The following is a 20252-nucleotide window of genomic DNA, read 5'->3' as shown; positions in this document are numbered from 1 at the left end:
CCATCACTCCCTTGATCGTTCCGGCAAACAACAAAAGCGGTCCATGCATGGGTGTACAAGGCGCAGTGTGCCGGTTATGTTGTTTTGCACAACATAACGCGTGACGGCCGTCACGCGCGAGGACTCCTCTGGAGGTTGGACAGATGCTCAAAACCAGGCGCTCCCGTGTCGCCTTAATCGCCGCAGCCAGCGCGCTGCTCCTGTTCGGAGCGGCAGCGTGCGGAAGCAGCAACGACGACAAGCCGAAGGCAGGAAGCAGCGGAAGCACCGGCGCCAAGGCGTCCGGCAAGGTCGGCGTGATCCTTCCTGACGCCACCACCTCCCCCCGCTGGGAGGGCAACGACCGGCCGAGCCTCACGAAGGCCTTCACCGACGCCGGCATCCAGTCCGACATCCAGAACGCCGGCGGTGACACCGCCAAGTTCGGCACCATCTGCGACTCGATGATCAACGAGGGCGTCAAGGTCCTGATGATCGTCAACCTCGACTCCGACTCCGGCGCTGCCTGCCTCAAGAAGGCCAGCACCGCAGGCATCGTGAGCATCGACTACGACCGGCTGACCCTGGGTGGCGGGGCGTCGTACTACGTGTCCTTCGACAACGTCGAGGTCGGCAAGCTCATGGGCGAGGGCCTCACCAAGTGCCTCACCGACGCCGGCAAGACCAAGGCCAACATCATCCAGATCAACGGCGCCGAGACCGACAACAACGCGGCGCTGTTCAAGCAGGGCTACGTCGAGGCGCTCAAGCCCAAGGTCGACTCCGGTGACTACACGGTCGTCGGCGACGTGTCGGGTGAGTGGAAGGACACCGTCGCGGCCAACCAGTTCGACGGTCTGTACACCAAGGCCCACGGCAAGATCGACGGCATCATCTCCGCGAACGACACCATGGCCGGCGGCATCGTCGCCCGGCTCAAGGCCAACGGCCTCGCGGGCAAGGTCCCGGTCACCGGTCAGGACGCCTCGATCGAGGGCCTGCAGCGGGTCCTGGCGGGCACGCAGTGCATGACCGTCTACAAGAACACCAACCTCGAGGCCGACCTGGCCTCGAAGCTGGCGATCGCCGTCATCAAGGGTGACAAGTCCGCGGCCGACGCACTGGCCACCAAGACCGTGCCGGACACGACGACCAGCAAGGACGTCCCGTCCGCGCTGGCGACGCCCGAGGCGATCTACAAGGACAACGTGAAGAAGGTCATCGACGACGGGTTCCAGAAGGCATCCGACGTCTGCGCCGGTGAGTTCGCCAAGCTCTGCACGGCGGCCGGCATCAGCTGACCTCGGCTCGTGTGGGTGCCGGCTCGGGCCGGCACCCGCACGATCGCGTCCACACCCGGAATCCTTCACTCCCGTCACTCCGGAAGGTCCTGTCCATGAGCGTCACCCAGACCGAGCCCTCGCCGGTCGACCTCGAGAAGCCGATCCTCAGCCTGCGTGGCATCGAGAAGAGCTTCGGTGCAGTCCATGTCCTCCGAGGCGTCGACCTCGACGTCCGCCCCGGACAGGTCACCGCCCTCGTCGGTGACAACGGCGCCGGCAAGAGCACCCTGATCAAGGGCATCGCCGGCATCCACGGCTTCGACGCCGGCGAGTACCTCTTCGAGGGCCAGCCCGTCACCGTGCACAACCCCCGCGACGCCAACGAGCTCGGCATCGAGGTCGTCTACCAGGACCTGGCGCTGTGCGACAACCTGGACGTCGTCCACAACATGTACCTCGGCCGCGAGCTCACCCGCAGCGGGCTGCTCGACGAGGCCGCCATGGAGACCCGGGCCCGGGAGACGCTCAACGGCCTCTCCGTCCGCACGCTCCAGTCGGTGCGCACCACGGTCGCGTCGCTCTCCGGTGGTCAGCGGCAGACCGTCGCGATCGCCCGCTCGGTCCTGTGGAACTCCAGGATCGTGATCCTCGACGAGCCGACCGCCGCACTGGGGGTCGCCCAGACCGAGCAGGTCCTGGCGCTGGTACGACGCCTGGCCGACAAGGGCCTCGCCGTCGTCCTGATCAGCCACAACATGAACGACGTCATGCAGGTCGCCGACGACATCGCCGTCCTCTACCTCGGATCGATGGTCGCCCAGGTCAGGACCTCCGAGGTGACCCACAACCAGGTGGTCGAGCTGATCACCGCCGGCCAGACCTCCGACGGCAGGATCGGCACGAAGGGAGCGGACGCGTGAGCGCCACCGAGACAGAGGTCGTCACGACGAGGCGCCAGTCACTGGGCACCGTCTTCGCCGACTACCGGGCCCGGGTCCGCGGCGGCGACGTCGGTGCGCTGCCGGCCCTCGCCGGCGTGGTCGTCCTCGCACTCGTCTTCACGGTGCTGTCCGGCGACGACTTCACCAACGCCTACAACTTCTCCAACCTGATCCTCCAGGGCTCGGCGATCACCGTGTTCGCGATGGGCCTGGTCTTCGTGCTGCTCCTCGGCGAGATCGACCTGTCGGCGGGCTACACCGGAGGCGTTGCCGCTGCCTTCGTCGGCAAGCTGATGAACGACCACGGATTCAACTGGTCGCTGGCCCTGCTCGGCGGGCTGCTCCTGGGAGCGCTGACCGGCCTGGTCATCGGCCTGATCGTCTCCAGGCTCGGGGTGCCGTCGTTCGTCGTCACCCTGGCGTTCTTCCTGGCCCTCCAGGGGATCCTCCTGCTGATGACCGGTGCGGGCGGCACGATCCCCTACCGCGACAGCCACGTCCTGGCGATCATGAACAAGAACATGCCGCTGTGGCTGGGGTGGACCTTCGCCCTGGTGACGGTGGCGGCCTTTGCCGCCCTCGGCTTCAGCCGGCGGCTACAGCGGGCGCGCGCGGGCCTGCCGACACCGACGATCCTGATCTGGGCCCTCAAGTCCGCGGCGTTCGCCGTGGTGGTGCTCGCCGCGACGGCGTACCTCTCCAAGGAGCGCAGCCGCAACGTCTTCCTCGCCTCGCTCAAGGGCGTGCCTATCGTGATCGTGATCGTCGCGGGACTGCTGGTGTTCCTCACCTTCCTGCTCACCCGGACCGCCTGGGGACGGCACGTGTACGCCGTCGGCGGCAACGCGGAAGCCGCTCGCCGGGCCGGCATCAACGTCGGGCGCGTCAAGGTCTCGTGCTTCATGATGTGCTCCACGCTGGCTGCGGTCGGCGGCGTCCTGCTGGCCAGCCGGACCAACTCCGTCAACCCGCAGACCGGTGGTTCGGACACCCTGCTGTTCGCCGTGGGGGCCGCCGTCATCGGCGGCACCAGCCTCTTCGGCGGAAAGGGCCGGGTGCTCGATGCCCTTCTCGGAGCCAGCGTGATCGCGATCATCACCAATGGCATGACGCTGCGGGGCCAACCCCAGGGACGCGTGTACATGATCACCGGCCTGGTGCTCCTGCTCGCGGCCAGCGTCGACGCGATCAGCCGTCGCAGAGCGGCGTCCAGCGGAAGGGTCTGACCGGCTCCACGACGCGAAAGGGCTTCAGTGCCAAGACGACCCGGGCTCGGGCAGGAGGCAGTACGTCGGGCGAACATGAGCGCCCTGCTGACCCAGGTCCACCTCCAGGGGCCGACGACGCGGGCCGCCCTGACCACGGCGCTGGGGCTGAACCGGAGCACGATCGGCGACCTGACCGGCGAGCTCGAGGAGCTCGGCCTGGTGATCGAGGAGCTCCCCCGCGACGAGCTGCCGGCCGGCCGGAGGTCGGGCCGTCCCTCGCTCGTGGTCACGCCGCGACAGGACGTCACCGTCCTGGCCGCTGCCCTCGACGTCGACCGGATCACCGTCGCGATCGTCGGGCTGGGCGGCGTGGTGCTGGACCGGCGTACCCGCCACCACCAGCGGGGCGAGCACGACAGTGAGCGCGTCGTGGAGACGGTGCACCAGATGTGCACCGAGCTGATCACGGCATCACCCGAGCGCCGGATCGTCGGCGTCGGGGTGTCCGTGCCCGGCGCGGTGAGGGAGCGCGACGGGCTGGTCAAGTTCGCCCCGAACCTCGGCTGGGTCGACGAGCCGTTCAGCGAGCTGCTCGGCAAGGAGCTCGGGCTGCCGGTCGCTGCGGTCAACGACGCGGACCTCGGGGCGAGGGCGGAGCACCTGCGCGGAGCGGCGGTCGGGGTCGACGACGTCGCCTACCTCAGCGGAAGCGTCGGCATCGGCGGTGGGTTCTTCGTCGGCGGCGTGCCGCTGCGCGGGGCGATCGGCTTCGCCGGCGAGATCGGGCACGTGATGGTGGACAGCGCCGGCGAACGCTGCCGCTGCGGCGCCATCGGCTGCATGGAGACCAAGGTCGGCGAGAACCAGCTGCTCGCGGCCGCCGGGCGGCTGCCCGGGGGCGGACCGCCCGCGGTGGCCGAGGTGATCGAGGCCGCCGACTCCGGAGACCGTCGAGCGGGAGAGGCGGTGGACGCGGCGGCGTACTGGCTGGGGGTCGGGCTGCGCCCGGTGTTCCTGCTGTTCAACCCGGAGATGGTCGTCCTCGGCGGTTTACTGAGCCAGGTCTGGATCGCCCGCCAGCAGATCGTCCTCCAGGGGCTCGACCCGGCCAGCCTCATCTCGGCCCGCGACGCCCTGGACATCCGCCCGTCCAAGCTGGGCGACGACGCTCCGTTGCTCGGTGCGGCCGAGCTGGCGTTCGCACCACTCCTGTCCGACCCCACGAGCGGGGACGCGTTCGGCAGGTCGCCGAGAGCTGATCCGGCCTGACCGCGGTGCCGGCTACTGCTCGACGATGCCGTGCAGCCGGACGGGCAGTGCCTCGATCCCGTAGACGATCGACTTCGCGTGGTACTCCAGGTCGGCGGGGTCGACCGCGAGCTGCATGTCGGGGAACCGGCGGGCGAGCGCCGGGAACGCCGTGCGCAGCTCCATCCGGCCGAGCTCGGCGCCCACGCAGCGGTGCAGGCCGTGGCCGAACGCAAGGTGGTTCGACGACTCCTTCGCCGGGCAGAGCGCCTCCCCCAAGGTCGAGCGCGGGTCGCGGCTGGCCGCCGGCAGGTGAACCAGCATGATCGAGCCCTTCTTGACCAGGTGGCGACCGACCTGCACGTCCTCCCTGGCGATCCGCGGGAAGGCCACCTGGACGACGGCCAGGTGCCGCAGCAGCTCCTCGACGATCGGCTCCACGCTGTCGGGGTCCTCCGCGAGCGACTTCCACAGCTCCCGGTGCTGGAGGAGCACCGCCGTGCCGAGCGCGAGCATCGAGGCGCTCGTCTCCAGGCCGCCGGTGAACGCGCCGTCGGCGAGGCCGCCGAGGTCGAAGTCGTTGATCTCGTCTCCGTGCTCGCGGATGATCTGGCCGATCAGCCCGGGCCCCGGATCGAGGCGCTGGCGCGCGGTCTCGGCGAGCAGGAACTCCCGTGACCCGCCGATCGCACCGATCGTGCCGACGCCGCCCTGCGAGACGTCGAAGCGCGCCGACGCGAGCTTGCTGAACCGCTCCCGCTGCTCGTCGGCCACGCCGAGGAGATCGCAGATGACGCGGAACGGCACCGGGAACGCGAACGTCTGGGCCAGGTCGACCACACCGTCACCGACCTGTGCGGCCGCCTCGGTCTCGTCGAGCTGGCTGGAGACGATCTCCTCGATGCCCGGCTTGAGCCGGTCGAGCCGGCGCACGGTGAATTCCGGGGTCAGCAGCCGGCGCAGCTGGGTGTGCTTGGGCGGGTCGGTGAAGCCGAGGCCACCGATGTCGCCGGCGTCCACGTCGCCGCTGGCACCCATGAGGTGGCGGATGTCGGTCGAGTGGGTCACGTTGCCGAGCACGTCGCGTGCCTCGTCGTAGCCGGTGACCAGCCAGATGTCGAGACCCATGAAGGACACCAGCCGCTGGACCGGGTCGGCCTCGCGGGTGCGGGTGAGCCGGCGGGTCGGGTCGATGCCGTTGCGGTTCAGCGGCCACGACAGCCGCTCCGGCACGCGGTCGAGCTTCGTGAGGTCCACGCCTCCGGAGCGCGCGAGAACGCGCCGCACCACGGCGGTCTTGACGGACGAGAGGAGGCTCATGGTGCCCTTCGGATCGGATCGGTCCTCGCCGAATCCTACCGAGCGGTCAGTACGGGCGCTGCGTCGCACCCGCGGGAGCTTCCGGGTCAGTCCTCCCAGCGCAGGATGGCGGCCACCCCGTGGTCGGGGATCAGGCTGCCCGGCAGCAGCGCGATCTCGGCGTCCGAGCGTGCTGCCGCAGCCACCAGCACCCGGTCGGCCGGCACCTCGGCCGCGCTCCGGGCCGGGTCGGGAAGCTCGAGCCCCGGGAAGTCCACGGGGTGCACGACGCCGCCGCGAGCCTGGTCGAGGTCCAGCACGAGCTGCTCGACCTGGCCCAGCACCAGCGCCTCGAGCACGTCGGCCGACCCCACTGCGACGCCCCGCCCGCGTCCGACGCCCTCGGCCAGCCGCTCGGCGACGTGCTGCTCTGCATGGGCCTCGTGCTCGGCGAGCACCGCCTGCACCTCCGACCACAGCGCCTCCTCCGACGTACCGGCCGCGCGGCCGCCGGACTCCAGCTTCACCACCGCGTTCGCGTGCTTGCCCAGCGCCTCGACCAGCTCCGCGGACGCGCGCACGTCGCCGGCGACCAGGATGACGTCCGGTCGCTGGTGGCGCACCATGCTCGTGATCGCCTCGGCGACCTCCTCCGCGTTGCGCGACCAGAGCTCCTCGACGCGGTTCTGGTACTGCTTCTGCGCCCAGTCGCCGTCCGGCACCTTGGTGATCTGGAAGGTCTCGCCCTGGACCGTGGTCTCCTCGGCAGGGCTCCCGTTGAGCGCTCGGTAGTAGGCGATGTCGCCGCCGGTCCGGTCGACCTGGACGAGCAGGAACGACACCGCGCCGTCGGCCTGGCGCAACCAGCCCCCGAGGTCGGGCAGCTCGCCGAGGTCCACGCTCTCCGGCCACAGGGCATGTCCCGGCTGGACCTGGTCGAAGACGACCTCCTGCGGCGTGGCGACGATCGTCCGGCGCGCCTCTCCGGTGACGTGGGTGTTCTGCCGCAGGCGCTCGCCGATGTCCTCGATCAGCGGCGCAGCGACCTCACGGTGCTCGAGCTCGTGGCGGATCGTGGTCCACCGGGCATCGAGCTGATCCAGCCCGTGCTCGTCGGTGCGACCCACCTCTGCGTGCACGGTCAGGTAGGGGCCTGGGGCGTCGAAGACCGGTCGGATGGCGTCGAGGTGCATGGTCCGGCCTTACCCATCACCCTCGGGGCGATGCGTGCGCGGCGTCGGCCAGTGCCGAGGCGGCGATCCGGAGGTCGGCGACCAGGCCGGCGTACATCTCGTCGCGGTTCTCGGCCCGAAGGGCAGCCGAGGGATGGATGGTCGCGAGCACCCAGTCCGGCGGCTGCTCGACGGTGAGCGTCTCGAGGGGCCAGTCGATGAGCCGTCCGCGCTTCTCCCCGACCTTGAACGACGAGCCGTAGACGGCCTTGCCCGCAGTGCCGCCCAGGATCACCACACCGCGCGGACGCACGACGGCGAGCTCGGCCGACAGCCAGGGCGCGCAGGCCAGCACCTGGCCGCGACTCGGTGACTTGTGGATCCGTTGCTTGCCGCGCCGCTCGAAGCGGAAGTGCTTCACCGCGTTGGTGACGAAGGTGTCGTCGGGCTCGATGCCCGCGTCGGCCAGGGCGCGGTCGAGCAGCTTTCCGGCGGGGCCCACGAACGGCTCCCCCGCGACGTCCTCGCGGTCGCCGGGCTGCTCGCCGAGGAGCATCACCGAGGCATCGGCGTCGCCCGAGCCCGTCACGGCCTGGGTCGCGTCCCGGTAGAGGTCACAACCCCGGCACCCCTGCGCCGCCTCGTGGAGCCTGGGCAGTGTCGGCTCGTCGGGGACCCATCGCTGGGCCCCGGGGAAGTCGCTGCGCGGGCTCATGGACGGTCAGGGGGTCAGCACGATCTTGCTGGCCCCGTCCTTCTTGTGCTGGAAGATCTCGTAGCCGTGCGGTGCGTCCTCGAGCGGCATCCGGTGGGTGGCGAAGGTGTCGACGCCGAGCGGGTCCTCGTCGGTGAGCAGGGGCAGGATGTCGTCGACCCACCGGCGCACGTTGGCCTGCCCCATCCGGAGCTGGATCTGCTTGTCGAACATCTGCAGCATCGGCATCGGGTCGGCCTCGCCGCCGTAGACGCCGACGACCGAGACGGTGCCGCCACGACGGACGATGTCCACCGCGGCGTGCAGGGTGGCCAGCCGGTCGATGCCCGCGGTCTGCATCATCCGCTCCGCCAGCCGGTCGGGCAGGAAGGCCGCGAGCCGGTGGGCGGCGGTGGCCATCGGGGACCCGTGCGCCTCCATGCCGACGGCGTCGATCACCGCGTCGGGTCCGCGTCCCTCGGTGAAGTTGCGGATCACGTCGGCCAGCTCGCGCCCGTCGATGTCGCGGATGTCGATGGTCTCGACCCCGAACCGGCGTACGCGGGTGAGCCGCTCCGGCAGGAGGTCGACCGCGATCACCTGCTGGCCGCGGTGGGCGGCGATCCGGCACGCCATGTCGCCGATCGGCCCGACGCCGAGCACGACGACGGAGCCGCCCTCGGGTACCGCGGCGTACTCGACGGCCTGCCAGGCGGTGGGCAGCACGTCGGAGAGGTAGAGGTAGCGGTCGTCCGGTGGCCCCTCGGGAACCTTGATCGGGTTGTAGTCGGCGCGGAGCACCCGCAGGTACTCAGCCTGCGCCCCCGGGACCGAGCCGTAGAGCTTGGTGTAGCCGTAGAGCGCGGCGCCCATCCCCTCCTCGCGGACCTGGGTGGTCTCGCACTGCGTCTGCAGGCCCAGGTCGCACATCACGCACGAACCGCACGCGATCGGGAAGGGGATCACCACGCGGTCGCCGACCGCGAGGTCCACCGCGGTGCCCACCTCCTCGACGATCCCGATCGGCTCGTGACCGAGGATGTCGCCCTGGGTGAGGAACGGCCCGAGCACCTCGTAGAGGTGCAGGTCCGACCCGCAGATCCCGCTCGAGGTGACCCGGATGATCGCGTCGGTGGGCTCCTGGATGACCGGATCGGGCACTGTCTCCACCCGCACGTCGCGGGTGCCGTGCCACGTCAGCGCCCTCATGCGCCCCCCGGTGCCCGAATCCCCGCTCCACAAACTCGGCCTCCGGCATGGCGACCGGCGGCTCGGGGTACCGCGCAGGCATGCCCGGAGATGACGATGGCCTGACCCCCGACGCGGCGCCCGTCGAGGGCAGCGACGAGCACACCCGCATCGCCGACAAGGAGCGGTTCGCCGGCAAGCCTGAGCTCGAGGGCGTGCCCGACGAGGGCGGTGTCGGCGACGCGGACGTCGACGACGAGACCTTCGAGGAGGGGTCGGCGGGTGCCGGCAACCGGGCCGACGTACCGCCCGCTCCCGAGAACACCCTCGAAGCGCGCACCGAGGACGGCGCCGAGGACGAGATCACCCGGCCCTGAGGCCGGCCAGGCCACCTTCGTGGCGCCGTGAGCCGGCCCGGCGCGTGCTGACCGGTTCGCAGGACGCACCTCCGACCCAGGCCCTAGCGTGGCGACGTGGAGCTCCGCAACCGCCTGTTGCCCCCGCTGGCGCCGTCGCGCCAGGCCACCTTCTCGTGGAGCCGGGTCGAGGCGTTCATCGACGGGCTCTACGCCATCGCCGCAACGCTCCTGGTCCTCGAGCTCCGGCCACCCGAAGGAGCGCCCGGCACACTGGGCAGGGCGTTGCTGGACCAGTGGCCGACGTACCTGGTCTACGCGTTCGGCTTCGTGCAGATGTTCGGCGGGTGGGCTGCCTCCCGGCGGCTCGGGACCATGCTGGCCCGGGCGGACCACTACGTGCTCCTGATGACGATGCTCGCGCTGATGTCGTTCGTGCTGACGCCGTTCACCTTCGCGGTCCTCGGTGACGCGGTGCACGACCGGGCGGACTTCGTGGCCGGCGTGCGGCTGCTCTCGATCGTGCTGAGCATCTCGCTGGTCGGGCTGGCGGCGAACATGGTCTACATCAGGCGACGTGGCTACTTCCGCGAAGGACTGCACAGCGAGGGGTTCGAGCGCGCCTACTTCGCCTCGGTCTGGGTCTGGGTGCTGCCGCTGGTCGCGCTCGGGCTCACCTACGTGATCGGACCCTGGTCGCTGGTCCCGATCGTGCTGATGGCGCTGCTCTCGCTGCTGCCGTTCGACCTGCCCGGCGACGAGGCGATCTGACCCGCGGGAGCTACTCCCACTCGATGGTGCCGGGCGGCTTGCTGGTGATGTCGACGGTGACCCGGTTGATCTCCCGGACCTCGTTGGTGATCCGGGTGGAGATCTGCTCGAGCACGTCGTACGGGATCCGCGCCCAGTCCGCGGTCATCGCGTCCTCACTGGTGACCGGGCGCAGCACGACGGGATGCCCGTAGGTGCGGCCGTCGCCCTGCACCCCGACCGAGCGGACGTCGGCGAGGAGCACGACCGGGAACTGCCAGATGTCGCGGTCGAGGCCGGACTTGGTGAGCTCCTCGCGCGCGATCGCGTCGGCCTCGCGGAGGATGTCGAGACGCTCCCGGGTGACCTCGCCGATGATCCTGATGCCCAGGCCAGGACCGGGGAACGGGTGCCGCCAGACGATCTCCGACGGCAGGCCGAGCTGCTCGCCGACGAGGCGGACCTCGTCCTTGAAGAGCGTGCGCAGCGGCTCCACCAGCTCGAACTCGAGGTCGTCGGGCAGCCCGCCGACGTTGTGGTGCGACTTGATGTTCGACGTACCGGCTCCGCCGCCGGACTCGACGACGTCCGGGTAGAGAGTGCCCTGCACCAGGTAGGCGACCTTCTGGCCCTCGTCGACCGCCGCCTTGCGGAGCACGTCGGCCTCGGCGGCCTCGAAGACGCGGATGAACTCGCGGCCGATGATCTTGCGCTTCTCCTCGGGGTCGGTCACCCCGGCCAGGGCGTCGAGGAAGCGCTTCTCGGCGTCGACGACGTGCAGGTCGACCCCGGTGGCGGCGACGAAGTCGCGCTCGACCTGCTCCGCCTCGCCCTTGCGCAGCAGCCCGTGGTCGACGAAGACGCAGGTGAGCCGGTCGCCGATGGCACGCTGTACGACGGCCGCGGCGACCGCCGAGTCGACGCCCCCGGACAGCCCGCAGATCGCACGGCCGTCGCCGATCTGGGCGCGGATGCGCTCGACCTGCTCGTCGACGATGTTGACCATGGTCCAGGTCGGCCGGCAGCCGGCGATCTCCCAGAGGAAGTGCTCCAGGACGCGCTGGCCGTGCTCGCTGTGCAGCACCTCGGGGTGCCACTGGACCCCGGCCAGGCGGCGACCGGTCTCCTCGAAGGCGGCGACGGTCGCGCGGGGAGAGCGTGCGTTGACGGTGAACCCCGGCGGGGCGGCGACCACCTCGTCGCCGTGGGACATCCACGAGCTCAATGACTCCGGAAGCCCGGCGAGGAGAGTCCCGGGCTCGAGGACGGAGACCTGCGTGCGGCCGTACTCGCGCTGCCCGGTGTGGGCGACCTCGCCGCCGAGCGCCTGTGCCATCGCCATGAAGCCGTAGCAGATGCCGAACACCGGGACCCGGCCGTCGACGAGCGCGGCGTCGAGCTGGGGCGCGCCCGGCTCGTAGACGCTCGACGGACCGCCGGAGAGGATGACCGCGGCGGGCTTCTTCGCCAGCATCTCCTCGACCGGCATCGTGTGCGGCACGATCTCGGAGTACACCTTCGCCTCGCGCACCCGGCGGGCGATCAGCTGGGCGTACTGCGCTCCGAAGTCGACGACGAGGACGAGGTCGTGGTCGGTCAAGGCCCGGCCTTCCGGTGGCGTGGATGGATGAGCCGGAGTCTATCGGGGCCGGCTCGGTGCCCGACCTCACCAGGTCTCGACTGATCGCTCGCTGGCGCTCGCTGCTCGACCACCTGTGGCTGGCGCTCAGCTCGACCCGGTGGTTGAGCCTGTCGAAACCTCCCTGCGCGGCGCACCGGGTCTCGACTGATCGCTCGCTGGCGCTCGCTGCTCGACCACCTGTGGCTGGCGCTCAGCTCGACCCGGTGGTTGAGCCTGTCGAAACCTCCCTGCGCGGCGCACCGGGTCTCGACTGATCGCTCGCTGGCGCTCGCTGCTCGACCACCTGTGGCTGGCGCTCGCTGGTCGACGACCGGCCCCGGAAACGCCTCAGGGCCCGACCGGGGAGGGAGGGAGGTCGGGCCCTGAGTGTCCACGTGGCGTGAACCGTGTCGAGATCGGGCCTGGGAGGGAGCGATGCACCCGATCTGCACTGGTCAACGAAGGCTCCGGGGCCGGGTTATGGCCCGGATCGGGAAAATCTCGGGAATTTCCGCAGCGAACGGTCAGCTCACCGCGACGATCGGCAGCCGCAGCGCCCCGGGGGCCTCATGAGGCACTGCCGGATCGCTGGGCTCGACCGGCGGGACCGCCTCGTACGCCGCCCCGAGCGGCGGCCGGGCGTCCGCCTCACCCTTGTTGGGCCAGAACGACATCGCCCGCTCCGCCTGGGCCGTGATCGTCAGCGACGGGTTCACGCCGAGGTTCGCGGAGATCGCCGACCCGTCGGCGATGTGCAGCCCCTCGTGGCCGTAGACGCGCTGGTAGGCGTCGATGACACCGGTCTCCGGCGAGTCCCCGATGGTGCAGCCCCCGATGAAGTGCGCCGTCAGCGGCCGGTTGAACGGCTCGCCGATGTTGCCGCCAGCGGTGCCGCCCACGATCTGCGCCATCTTCCGCGCAGCGCGGTTGGCGACCGGGATCCAGGTCGGGTTGGGCTCGCCGTGGCCCTGCCGGGACGTCATGTAGCTGATGTTCGTCCCCGGCACCTTCTTCAGGAAGGTGGTGATCGAGTTGTCGACGGTCTGCATGACCAGGGCGATCACGGTGCGCTCGGACCAGTGCTTGAAGTCGTACAGGTCCGCCACGTTGCTGCGCTCGTTCCACATCTCGCGCAGCCAGGCCCGCCAGCGCGGCTCCGGGCCGTCGCCGTCGGTGAGCACCGTCTGCATCATCGACATGAAGTTGCTGCCCTTGCCGTAGCGCACCGGCTCGATGTGGGTGTGCTCGTCGGGGTGGAACGACGAGGTGATCGCGACGCCGCGCGAGTAGTCCACCTTGCCGCCGGGAGGCGCGATCGCCCCGAGGATCGACTCGGAGTTCGTCCTGGACAGGTGGCCGAGCCGCTCGGACAGACCCGACAGGTGGCCCTCGTCCTTCATCCGGTGCAGCAGCCGCTGCGTGCCCAGCGACGCCGCCGCGACGACGACCTGCTCGGCGGTCAGGATCCGGCTCGAGCGGGCGGTGGACCGCCTGGCCTTGGTGTACTTCGCCCGGATCTCGTAGCCACCGTCGGGCAGGGACCGGATCCGCGTCACCGTCGTCAGCGGCATCACCCGCGCGCCCTTCGCCTCGGCGAGGTAGAGGTAGTTCTTGACCAGCGTGTTCTTCGAGTTGTGCCGGCAGCCGGTCATGCACTCGCCGCAGGCCTTGCAGGGCACCCGGTCGGGACCGGCGCCGCCGAAGAAGGGGTCCTTGATCGTGTCGTGGTGGGTCTCCCCCGGACCGCCGAAGAACACCCCGACCGGCGTCGGGTGGAAGGTGTCGCCGACGCCCATGTCCTCGGCCACCTGCTGCATCACCTCGTCCGACGGCGTGCGCAGCGGGTTCTCGACGACGCCGAGCATCCGCTTGGCCTGGTCGTAGTACGGCGCCAGCTCGGCCTTCCAGTCGGTGATGTGCGCCCACGACGGGTCGCGGTAGAACGGGTCGAGCGGCTCGTAGAGGGTGTTCGCGTAGACCAGCGAGCCGCCGCCCACACCGGCGCCCGAGACGATCATGCAGTCCCGGAGCGCGTCGATCCGCTGGATGCCGTAGCAGCCGACCTCGGGCCGGAAGAGGTACTTCTTGACGTCCCAGGACGTGTCCGGGAAGTCGGCGTCCTCGAAGCGGGCGCCGGCCTCGAGCACCGCCACCCGGTAGCCCTTCTCGGTCAGGCGGAGGGCGCTGACGGATCCGCCGAAGCCGGAGCCGATCACGATGACGTCGAAGTCGAACCCCGTCGTCGAGCCGGTCGCGTCGCTCATGCCCGGCCCAGCTTCTTGAGCACCCGCAGGCTGAGCGTCATGGTCCTGGCGTACTGCTCGTCGCTCATGCCGTACTGCGGCGAGAGCCGCATCAGCGCCTGCGAGGCCACCGACTGGGTCTCGGTGTACCGGTGGATGCCCTCACTCCCCTGCCGGCGGCCCATCCCGGACTGGCGCATCCCGCCCATCGGCGCGTCGATGCTGGCGAAGGTCGCCCCGAAGGCCTCGTTGATGTTCACGGTGCCGCACTTCACCTGGCGGGCGATCACGCGCGCCCGGCGTACGTCGCGGCTGTAGATCGCGGCGTTCAGGCCGTACTCCCCGTCGTTGGCCCGCGCGATCGCGTCGGCCTCGTCGTGGAAGCGGTAGAGGCTGATCACCGGTCCGAACGTCTCGTGGCCGAAGCAGGTCATCTCCGGCGACACGCCCTCGAGGATCGTCGGCTCGTAGAAGTACGGACCGAGGTCCGGCCGCGGCTTCCCGCCGGCGAGCACGGTCGCGCCCTTGGCGACCGCGTCGTCGACGTGCGCGGTCACCGTGTCGAGCTGGTCCTGGCTGATCAGCGAGCCCATGTCGCTGCCCCACTCCAGCCCGGCCGAGAGCCTCATCGCCTTCGTGGCGGCGACGAACTTCTCCTTGAACCGGTCGTAGACCTGGTCCGCGACGAACATCCGCTCGGTCGAGACGCAGAGCTGGCCCGCGTTGGAGAAGCACGCGCGCACGGCGCCCTCGGCCGCCTTGTCCAGGTCCGCGTCACGCAGGATCAGGATCGGGTTCTTGCCGCCGAGCTCCAGCGAGCAGCCGATCAGGCGGTCGGCGCACTGCGCGGCGATGAGCTTGCCAGTGGCAGTCGAGCCGGTGAAGCAGATGTAGTCGGCCTGCTCGATGATCGGCGTACCGAGCTCGCGACCGGGGCCGGCGACGACGTTCCAGAGGTCACGCGGGAAGCCGGCCTCCTCCAGGAGCTGGGCACCGAGCAGCGCGGTCAGCATCGTCTGGGCGTCCGGCTTGGTGACGACCGCGTTGCCGGCGAGCAGGGCCGGGATGCCGTCGCAGAGCGCCATCGTGAACGGGTAGTTCCACGGCGAGATGATCCCGACGACGCCCTTGGGGATCCGGTTGACCTCCGCGCGGGTCAGGCCCGGGATCACGCCTCGCCGCTGCTTGGTGTCGAGGTGGTCGTGCACGGTGCGCGCGTAGTAGCGCGCCGTCAGGGCGATGTGCAGCGGCTCGTCGAACGCGTGCTTGCGGGCCTTGCCCGACTCCCAGCAGATCATGTCGATGATCTCGTCCTGGCGGTCGAGCACGAGGTCGTGCAGCCGCAGCAGCATCGCCGCTCGGTCGTCGAGCGACGTCCGCTGCCACACGTGCTGCGCCCGGCGGGCACGCGCGAACGCCTCCTTGACGTCGGCCGCGGTCGACTGCGGGATGACGGCCAGCGGCTTGCCCGTCGCAGGGGCATAGGCGGTGACCGTGGTGCTCCCGCTCGCGATGATCCGGTCGGTCAGCGCCGCGACGTGCTCGGGCTCGAAGGCGTACGACGCCCGCGGGTCGTGCTCGGGATCTGCGGGCAGGTCCGTGCCACGGTTCAGGCTCATGTGCGGAGCGTAGACCGGCGAGTAACTTTACACAATGACCTGTTTGTAAAGCGGACGCGCGGGGACTACTCCTCCGGCTCCGGCGGGGTCTCCTTGCCCTCCGCCTCGTCGCGCTCGGCCCACTCCAGCAGCGGCGCGATGTCGAAGACGTGGTCGTCGATGTCGTGGTGCAGGTCGCCGAGCTCGGCGTAGCGGGCCGGCATCGTCGCGATCGTGAAGTCGTCGGGCCGGCAGTCGTCGACCTCCTCCCAGCGGATCGGCGCGCTGACGGTGGCCTGGGCGTTGCCGCGCACGGAGTACGCCGCGGCGATGGTGTGGTCGCGGGTGTTCTGGTTGTAGTCGACGAAGAGGTCTGCCGGGTCGCGGTCCTTGCGCCACCACGCCGTGGTCACGGCGTCGCAGCGCCGCTCGACCTCGCGGGCGAAGGCGAGCGCGGCCCGGCGTACCTCCTGGAAGCCGTGGTCCGGCGGGATCCGCACGTAGATGTGCATCCCCTTGCCGCCACTGGTCTTCGGGTAGCCGATCGCTCCGAGGTCGTCGAGCACCTCGTGCGCGACGTGGGTGACCTCCTGCACCGTCGACCAGGGGCAGTCGTCGCCCGGGTCGAGGTCGATCCGCCACTCGTCGGGCTTCTCGACGTCGGCCTTGCGGCTGTTCCACGGGTGGAACTCCACGGTGCTCATCTGCACCGCCCAGATCACCTGCGCGATCTCGGTGACGCAGAGCTCGTCGGCGGTGCGCTTCCAGCGGGGGAAGAACACCTCGACGGTCTCCATCCACGGCGGCGCGCCCCGAGGGAGCCGCTTCTGGTGGACCTTCTCCCCGGTCACCCCGGTCGGGAAGCGGTGCAGCATGCACGGGCGCTCCCGCAAGGCGTTGACGATGCCGTCGGCGACCGAGAGGTAGTACTGCGCGAGGTCCAGCTTCGTCTCGCCGCGGACCGGGAAGTAGACCCGGTCGGGGTTCGAGATCCGGACGACCTTGTCTTCGATCTCGAGCTCGATCGCCTCGCCCATGGGCCCGACCCTAGTCGGGCCCATGGACTCGTCTCACTTGGCGTAGTTCGACGCGCCCCACCAGTCGACGACCACCACCGCCTCGTCGCCGACCACCCAAGCGTCGTGCCCCTGCGGCAGCGCGGTGACGTCGCCGGGACCGGCGTCGAACTCGGCGCCGTCGGCCATGAGGACGTGCAGCCGCCCGCTGACGTGGTACTGGAAGTGCGGCGCCTCGCACAGGTCGGTCCCGGCGATCGGCTTGACGTGATCGGACCAGCGCCAGCCCGGCTGCAGGGTCAGCAGCCCGATCTCGCTCTCTCCGATCGTCAGCAGGTCGACCTTGCCGTGGTCGAACGACCGGGTCTCGTCCGGGGTGCTGAAGCTCTTCTGCTCGGCCTTCGATGCCATCGGTCTCTCCTCGTCTCGGGCGTGGCCCCGTGTGAGCCACGGTCGGATCGTTGCGCTGCTGCCTTGCAGCCGGGTTGCAACCGCCCGGCGCCGCCTCGCCGTACGCTTCGTGCGTGGCAGCGCTGTCGGTGCGGGTGCTCGGGGAGCTCTCGATCGACGGCGTCGACGTGCGGTCTCTCGCCGACCGCAAGGCGCGGCTGCTGCTGCGCTGGCTCGCCCTGGCGCGCGGTACGCCGGTCACCGCGGCCGCGCTCGCCGATGCGCTGTGGGGCGCCTCGCCGCCCTCCCGACCGACCGACCAGGTGGCGGTGCTCGCCAGCCGCCTGCGCCGTGAGCTCGGTCGTGAGGCGATCACGCACGGCGACGACGGCTACCGCCTGGTCTACGACTGGCTCGATCTCGACGAGCTCGCGACAGTCGTCTCGGAGGCAGAGCGTCGCCACCGCGAGGGCAACGTCGCCGGCGCGGTGACCGCGAGCCGCATCGCGCTGGCCCTGGTGCGTGGCCCACTGCCCGAGCCCGACACCGACGCGGAGTGGCTTCTCGCGGCTCACGGCGCCGCACAACGGCTGGTCCGAAGGGCGCGCAACGTCGCGGCGACCGCCATGCTCGCATCGGGCGACTGGCTCGACGCGCTCGAGCTCGCCACCGCCGACGCGGCGGCGAACCCGTACGACGAGGACGCGGTCCGGCTCGCGATGCGGGCCGAGGTGCTCGGCGGCCGGCCCGCCCTGGCGCTCGCCGCGTACGCCGGTCTGCAGCGCGTCCTCGCCGAGGACCTCGGGACCGATCCGGCCCCCGAGACCGCGGAGCTGCACACCGCGATCCTCCGCGGAGAGCTTGCCGCCCCGCCGCCCCGCCCGCCGGCGACCTCGGCGCGGCTGGTCGGCCGGGACAGCCAGCTCGAGCACCTGGACGCACTGGCGGCGCGGGTCGCGGCGGGCGAGTTCCGGGCCGTGTCGGTCGCGGGGGAAGCCGGCATCGGGAAGACGACCCTGCTGCAGACCTGGGCGACCAGCCGGCGTGAGCAGGGCGACGTCGTCCTGTTCGGCACCTGCGGGCCGCTGGAGCGGTCTGCTCCGCTGGACGCCGTCCTCGTCGCCCTTGCCGACCACCTGCGACGCAGCGACGAACCCGCCGCCCTGCTGGGCGAGGACGCCGCCGTGCTCGGGCCGTTGCTGGGCCTGTCCCCGTCAGGTCCCCGGGTCGAGGAGATGGCCGTCGACCCGGCACTCGGGCCGGCAACCGTCTACGCGGCACTCACCGGGGTCTTCCGCCGGATCGCGTCGGACCGAGGCGCGATCCTGGTGATCGACGACGCCCACCTCGCGGGCCCCGCCCTTGCCGAGTGGATCGCGTTCGCCGGCCGGCGCGGGCCGGCCCTGCTCGTGGTCGCCGCCGTGCGCCCCGGCGAGAGCGAGCCGTTCCCGTTCGCCGACACCGTGAACATCGGACCGCTCGACCGCGCGGCGACCGAGGAGCTCGTGGGGCCGGAGCGGGCGGACGACCTCCACGGCCGGTCCGGCGGGCACCCGCTGTTCCTCGCCGAGCTCGCCCGCGCCTCCGCCGACGACCTGCCCCGCACTCTCGTCGCGGCGGTGGAAGACCTCTGCGAACAGCTCGGCCCGGCAGGAGAGCTGCTGCGCACCGCCGCCGTCCTCGGCAACGAGCTCGACGTCGACCTGATTGCCACGGTCGTCGGTCGGCCGCCTCTCGACGTGCTCGCCGACGTCGAGCTCGCCGAGGAGCGGCAGCTGCTCGTCGACGTGTCCGGTCGCTACTTCTTCCGGCACGACCTGGTCCGCGAGGCACTCGCCGGCGGCACCCGCAGCGCCCGCGCCGCGCTGCTGCACCGCGAGGCGGCGACGGCACTCGACCGGCGACCGGACGCCGACCCCGTCGAGGTGGCCGAGCACGCCCGGCTCGGCGGCAACGTGTCGCTGGCGGCGACCGCGCTCCGTCGAGCGGCAGTGCGCTCCGCGGAGCGGTTCGACCATGCGAGCGCGGAGGACCTGCTCGACCAGTCGCTGCACCTCGTCGACGACGAGGAGACCCGGCTAGCGCGGGCACGCGTGCGCATCCGCCGCGGGCGGTACGCCGAGGCGGACGCCGACGTCGCCGCACTCTCCGGGCGCGGGTCCGAGGCCAGCGAGGTGCGCGCCTGGGCCGCCTACTTCGACCGCCGGTTCGACGACGCCGTCGGGCATGCCGACGACGGTGCACTGGCCGCGACGGATCCGGTGCTCCGGTCGCGCTGCCTGATCGTCGGCGGGCGGACACTGCACGCGCGCGGCGACCTCGCCGATGCGGGTCGGCTGCTCACCGATGCCCTCGAGACGGCGGTCGGCGAGGATCGGCTCACCGCGGCGGCCTGGCTCGGTGTGCTGCAGTCGCATCGCAGTCGTCCCGGTCGCGCGATCGAGCTGCTGCGCCCGGCGACCCGGCCCGGGATCGGAGCCGACCACACCTCCGCGTCGCTCCACGCGCTGCTGTTCACCGGACACGCCCACGCACTCGCGGGCCGGCCGGCCGACGCCCTCGACGCGTTTGCCCGGTACACCGCAGAGGTCGAGCGACGACAGGTCCCCCGGTTCGGCGGGCGCGGAGTGAACTTCGGGGGCTGGGTGCTGCGCAACGTCGGTCGCACGGAGGCGGCCGTCGACGCGCACCAGGAGGCACTCGCCTGGGCCGACGGCGAGGGCACCACCGAGGTCCGGGTGGCCGCACTCGAGGACCTCGCCGAGGACCGGCTCGTCGCGGGTGACGGCACGGGCGCGTCGGCGTACCTGGACGACGCGGAGCGCGCGCTCACCGGGGAGATGGTGTTCGGGTGGCGGCTCGGCATGAAGCTGGCGCTGCTGCGGGCGCGCGCCGCACTGCTCCTCGAGCAGCCCGCCGAGGCACTCGACACCGCGACAGCGCTGCGTGAGTGGGCCGACCGGGTCGGCGTACCCCGCTACGGCTCGACGGCCGCCCTCGTGGCGCACCGGGCGCGGGCCGCGCTCGGTGAACCGGTCGACCTCGACGAGGTGCTCACCGATCTGGGCGCCGTCGAGGACGCCGTCCGGATCGAGGCGTGGTGGTGGACGGGCGAGACGGCAGCCGCGCTCGGGCAGGAGTCGTGGCTGCGGCGCGCGGAGGCCCTGGCCGACGAGCTGGCGCGGCAGAGCGGCAGCCATGCGGCGGACCTGCGGTCCGAGGCCGACCGCCGGCTGTCGGTCTGGAAGACACGATCGTGATCCGCG

At 71.2% G+C, this 20252-nt stretch carries 17 protein-coding genes; 8 read left to right on the top strand and 9 right to left on the bottom strand.

Annotation, left to right across the window (positions count from 1 at the left end):
- Window positions 1-143: 143 nt before the first annotated feature.
- The 4 genes from ACVW00_RS04590 to ACVW00_RS04575 all read left to right on the top strand — a co-directional run bounded on the left by ACVW00_RS04590 (window position 144) and on the right by ACVW00_RS04575 (window position 4680).
- Window positions 144-1280, top strand: coding sequence for a sugar ABC transporter substrate-binding protein (locus ACVW00_RS04590; RefSeq protein ID WP_457109720.1), 1137 nt, complete (start codon window positions 144-146; stop codon window positions 1278-1280).
- A gap of 95 nt (window positions 1281-1375) precedes the next feature.
- Window positions 1376-2182, top strand: a complete 807-nt coding sequence (locus ACVW00_RS04585) for an ATP-binding cassette domain-containing protein (protein ID WP_457109719.1) — start codon at window positions 1376-1378, stop codon at window positions 2180-2182.
- On the top strand, window positions 2179-3429 hold the full coding sequence (locus ACVW00_RS04580) for a sugar ABC transporter permease (protein WP_457109718.1): 1251 nt from the start codon (window positions 2179-2181) through the stop codon (window positions 3427-3429). Before ACVW00_RS04585 ends, ACVW00_RS04580 begins: the two co-directional genes overlap by 4 nt.
- 75 nt (window positions 3430-3504) lie before the next feature.
- A complete protein-coding gene (locus ACVW00_RS04575) occupies window positions 3505-4680 on the top strand; it encodes an ROK family protein (protein ID WP_457109717.1) in 1176 nt (391 codons plus the stop codon).
- Between the two features lie 12 nt (window positions 4681-4692).
- Here the strand turns inward: ACVW00_RS04575 and ACVW00_RS04570 are convergent, their stop codons facing one another.
- The 4 genes from ACVW00_RS04570 to ACVW00_RS04555 all read right to left on the bottom strand — a co-directional run bounded on the left by ACVW00_RS04570 (window position 4693) and on the right by ACVW00_RS04555 (window position 9033).
- The gene (locus tag ACVW00_RS04570) at window positions 4693-5979 is read right to left on the bottom strand and encodes a cytochrome P450 (RefSeq protein WP_457109716.1); all 1287 of its coding nucleotides are present in this window, start codon (window positions 5977-5979) and stop codon (window positions 4693-4695) included.
- 86 nt (window positions 5980-6065) lie between these two features.
- Window positions 6066-7151: a baeRF2 domain-containing protein gene (locus ACVW00_RS04565; protein WP_457109715.1), complete on the bottom strand. Its 1086-nt coding sequence runs from the start codon at window positions 7149-7151 to the stop codon at window positions 6066-6068.
- Between the two features lie 16 nt (window positions 7152-7167).
- Entirely contained in the window at window positions 7168-7845 is a 678-nt protein-coding gene (locus ACVW00_RS04560) for a UdgX family uracil-DNA binding protein (RefSeq protein ID WP_457109714.1), read from the bottom strand.
- Between the two features lie 6 nt (window positions 7846-7851).
- A complete protein-coding gene (locus ACVW00_RS04555; protein ID WP_457109713.1) occupies window positions 7852-9033 on the bottom strand; it encodes an alcohol dehydrogenase catalytic domain-containing protein in 1182 nt (393 codons plus the stop codon).
- Window positions 9034-9113: 80 nt separating this feature from the next.
- Between ACVW00_RS04555 and ACVW00_RS04550 the strand changes: the two genes are divergently transcribed.
- Both ACVW00_RS04550 and ACVW00_RS04545 read left to right on the top strand, forming a co-directional pair.
- Window positions 9114-9389, top strand: coding sequence for a hypothetical protein (locus tag ACVW00_RS04550; protein ID WP_457109712.1), 276 nt, complete (start codon window positions 9114-9116; stop codon window positions 9387-9389).
- Window positions 9390-9485: 96 nt separating this feature from the next.
- Window positions 9486-10139 (top strand): TMEM175 family protein, encoded by a 654-nt coding sequence (locus ACVW00_RS04545; protein ID WP_457109711.1) that lies wholly within the window; start codon window positions 9486-9488, stop codon window positions 10137-10139.
- 10 nt (window positions 10140-10149) lie between these two features.
- On the opposite strand, the gene guaA is transcribed toward ACVW00_RS04545, so the two are convergent.
- Window positions 10150-11718 carry a glutamine-hydrolyzing GMP synthase gene (gene guaA, locus ACVW00_RS04540; protein WP_457109710.1) on the bottom strand — a complete coding sequence of 523 codons (1569 nt, stop codon included), beginning with the start codon at window positions 11716-11718 and terminating at the stop codon, window positions 10150-10152.
- 56 nt (window positions 11719-11774) lie between these two features.
- Between guaA and ACVW00_RS04535 the strand changes: the two genes are divergently transcribed.
- On the top strand, window positions 11775-12014 hold the full coding sequence (locus tag ACVW00_RS04535) for a hypothetical protein (RefSeq protein ID WP_457109709.1): 240 nt from the start codon (window positions 11775-11777) through the stop codon (window positions 12012-12014).
- A gap of 249 nt (window positions 12015-12263) precedes the next feature.
- Here ACVW00_RS04535 and ACVW00_RS04530 read toward each other — a convergent pair whose 3' ends face one another.
- The 4 genes from ACVW00_RS04530 to ACVW00_RS04515 all read right to left on the bottom strand — a co-directional run bounded on the left by ACVW00_RS04530 (window position 12264) and on the right by ACVW00_RS04515 (window position 17007).
- On the bottom strand, window positions 12264-14003 hold the full coding sequence (locus ACVW00_RS04530; RefSeq protein ID WP_457109708.1) for a GMC oxidoreductase: 1740 nt from the start codon (window positions 14001-14003) through the stop codon (window positions 12264-12266).
- A complete protein-coding gene (locus ACVW00_RS04525) occupies window positions 14000-15601 on the bottom strand; it encodes a succinic semialdehyde dehydrogenase (RefSeq protein ID WP_457109707.1) in 1602 nt (533 codons plus the stop codon). Before ACVW00_RS04525 ends, ACVW00_RS04530 begins: the two co-directional genes overlap by 4 nt.
- Window positions 15602-15666: 65 nt before the next feature.
- The gene (gene ligD, locus ACVW00_RS04520) at window positions 15667-16617 is read right to left on the bottom strand and encodes a non-homologous end-joining DNA ligase (protein ID WP_457109706.1); all 951 of its coding nucleotides are present in this window, start codon (window positions 16615-16617) and stop codon (window positions 15667-15669) included.
- A 33-nt stretch (window positions 16618-16650) separates the two neighbouring features.
- Window positions 16651-17007 (bottom strand): cupin domain-containing protein, encoded by a 357-nt coding sequence (locus tag ACVW00_RS04515; protein ID WP_457109705.1) that lies wholly within the window; start codon window positions 17005-17007, stop codon window positions 16651-16653.
- A gap of 113 nt (window positions 17008-17120) precedes the next feature.
- Here ACVW00_RS04515 and ACVW00_RS04510 point away from each other — a divergent pair, with 113 nt between their 5' ends.
- Window positions 17121-20246, top strand: coding sequence for an ATP-binding protein (locus ACVW00_RS04510; RefSeq protein ID WP_457109704.1), 3126 nt, complete (start codon window positions 17121-17123; stop codon window positions 20244-20246).
- The last annotated feature ends 6 nt before the right edge of the window (window positions 20247-20252 follow it).

Source organism: Marmoricola sp. URHA0025 HA25 (assembly GCF_054059435.1).
The sequence above is the reverse complement of the archived record's forward strand: the minus strand, read 5'-3'. Positions and strand labels throughout refer to the sequence as shown.

Bases quoted from the DNA above. Each gene is read 5' to 3' on its own strand.
- ACVW00_RS04525 (WP_457109707.1), bottom strand. From the start codon at position 15,601: ATGAGCCTGAACCGTGGCACGGACCTGCCCGCAGATCCCGAGCACGAC.
- ACVW00_RS04515 (WP_457109705.1), bottom strand. From the start codon at position 17,007: ATGGCATCGAAGGCCGAGCAGAAGAGCTTCAGCACCCCGGACGAGACC.
- ACVW00_RS04550 (WP_457109712.1), top strand. From the start codon at position 9,114: ATGCCCGGAGATGACGATGGCCTGACCCCCGACGCGGCGCCCGTCGAG.
- ACVW00_RS04570 (WP_457109716.1), bottom strand. From the start codon at position 5,979: ATGAGCCTCCTCTCGTCCGTCAAGACCGCCGTGGTGCGGCGCGTTCTC.
- ACVW00_RS04555 (WP_457109713.1), bottom strand. From the start codon at position 9,033: ATGAGGGCGCTGACGTGGCACGGCACCCGCGACGTGCGGGTGGAGACA.
- ACVW00_RS04565 (WP_457109715.1), bottom strand. From the start codon at position 7,151: ATGCACCTCGACGCCATCCGACCGGTCTTCGACGCCCCAGGCCCCTAC.
- ACVW00_RS04585 (WP_457109719.1), top strand. From the start codon at position 1,376: ATGAGCGTCACCCAGACCGAGCCCTCGCCGGTCGACCTCGAGAAGCCG.
- ligD (WP_457109706.1), bottom strand. From the start codon at position 16,617: ATGGGCGAGGCGATCGAGCTCGAGATCGAAGACAAGGTCGTCCGGATC.
- ACVW00_RS04575 (WP_457109717.1), top strand. From the start codon at position 3,505: ATGAGCGCCCTGCTGACCCAGGTCCACCTCCAGGGGCCGACGACGCGG.
- ACVW00_RS04530 (WP_457109708.1), bottom strand. From the start codon at position 14,003: ATGAGCGACGCGACCGGCTCGACGACGGGGTTCGACTTCGACGTCATC.
- ACVW00_RS04560 (WP_457109714.1), bottom strand. From the start codon at position 7,845: ATGAGCCCGCGCAGCGACTTCCCCGGGGCCCAGCGATGGGTCCCCGAC.
- ACVW00_RS04590 (WP_457109720.1), top strand. From the start codon at position 144: ATGCTCAAAACCAGGCGCTCCCGTGTCGCCTTAATCGCCGCAGCCAGC.